This window comes from Leptospira ainazelensis (assembly GCF_016918785.1).
In the GTDB taxonomy this organism is placed as follows: Bacteria; Spirochaetota; Leptospiria; order Leptospirales; family Leptospiraceae; genus Leptospira; species Leptospira ainazelensis.
Genome location: NZ_JAFFPT010000024.1, coordinates 1 through 923 on the forward strand (window position 1 = coordinate 1; position 923 = coordinate 923).

Annotated in this window: 2 protein-coding genes; both read left to right on the forward strand. The window is 36.6% G+C overall.

Annotated elements, in window-relative coordinates:
- Positions 1-195: 195 nt before the first annotated feature.
- Positions 196-426 carry a ribbon-helix-helix domain-containing protein gene (locus tag JWG44_RS06150; RefSeq protein ID WP_205274096.1) on the forward strand — a complete coding sequence of 77 codons (231 nt, stop codon included), beginning with the start codon at positions 196-198 and terminating at the stop codon, positions 424-426.
- Entirely contained in the window at positions 423-821 is a 399-nt protein-coding gene (gene vapC, locus JWG44_RS06155; RefSeq protein ID WP_205274097.1) for a type II toxin-antitoxin system tRNA(fMet)-specific endonuclease VapC, read from the forward strand. The genes JWG44_RS06150 and vapC overlap by 4 nt, the downstream gene beginning before the upstream one ends.
- Positions 822-923: the final 102 nt, after the last annotated feature.

Sequence of the window (923 nt, forward strand, 5' to 3'; positions counted from 1 at the left end):
AGGACGCTCGAACCTCGTGCCAACCGCGTCGCGCACAGGCGCTTGCGGACGCAACGTCGAGAAGCCTCTTTCGTTAGGCGTAATAATCGCAAAGCTTAGCTATAAAAGGAAAATTAAGACTGCTTTTATCTTTTACTATCTTGACAAAGATTATACTTGCCTATATACTTGTTCTAAGGAGAGTTCAGTAGTAACATGCCTCAAGTCTCATTATATCTCGATCAAGAAACTTTAAAAAAGATCGAAACCGCCGCTAAGAAAGAAAAGATTTCTATTTCCCAATGGGTTAGAGTAAAAATACAAAGTTCATTAGATAAGAATTGGCCTGAAGACTATTTTAATCTTTTTGGTTCAATTAAGGATGAGTCATTTTCAGAGCCGAAAAAGTTAAAGTTTACAGCTGATTCGAGACGAGAGGAATTGTGAATTATTTTCTCGATACGAATATTTGTATTTATTTCTTAAAAGGAAAAAGTGAAAATATAGAAAAGAACATTAGGAAGTTAAATCCTAATCGTATTAAAATACCTTCGATTGTAAAGGCCGAGTTACTTTTAGGTGCATTAAAAAGTAACGATAAAAAGAAGAATAGGGAAGTTGTTTTAAGTTTTCTGGATCCATTCGAAATTATCGGATTTAATGACATAGAATCAGAAATTTATGCAGAAGTCCGAAGTGATTTAGAACTTCAAGGAATTTCAATTGGCCCAAACGATTTGGTCATTGCTTCAGTTGTTCTAAGCTCCAATGGAATTTTAGTTACCAATAATGAGAAAGAATTTAAAAGGGTTCCAAATCTAAAGTCAGAAAATTGGCTTTAGCTTTGATCCAAAGCGATTACTACGCCTAACTTCGGCTTCTCACTACGTTCGCGACTCACGGTTCCCGCTCGCGCTCACTCCGGGCTAAAGCCACATTGCTTT

Bases quoted from the DNA above. Each gene is read 5' to 3' on its own strand.
- JWG44_RS06150 (WP_205274096.1), top strand. From the start codon at position 196: ATGCCTCAAGTCTCATTATATCTCGATCAAGAAACTTTAAAAAAGATC.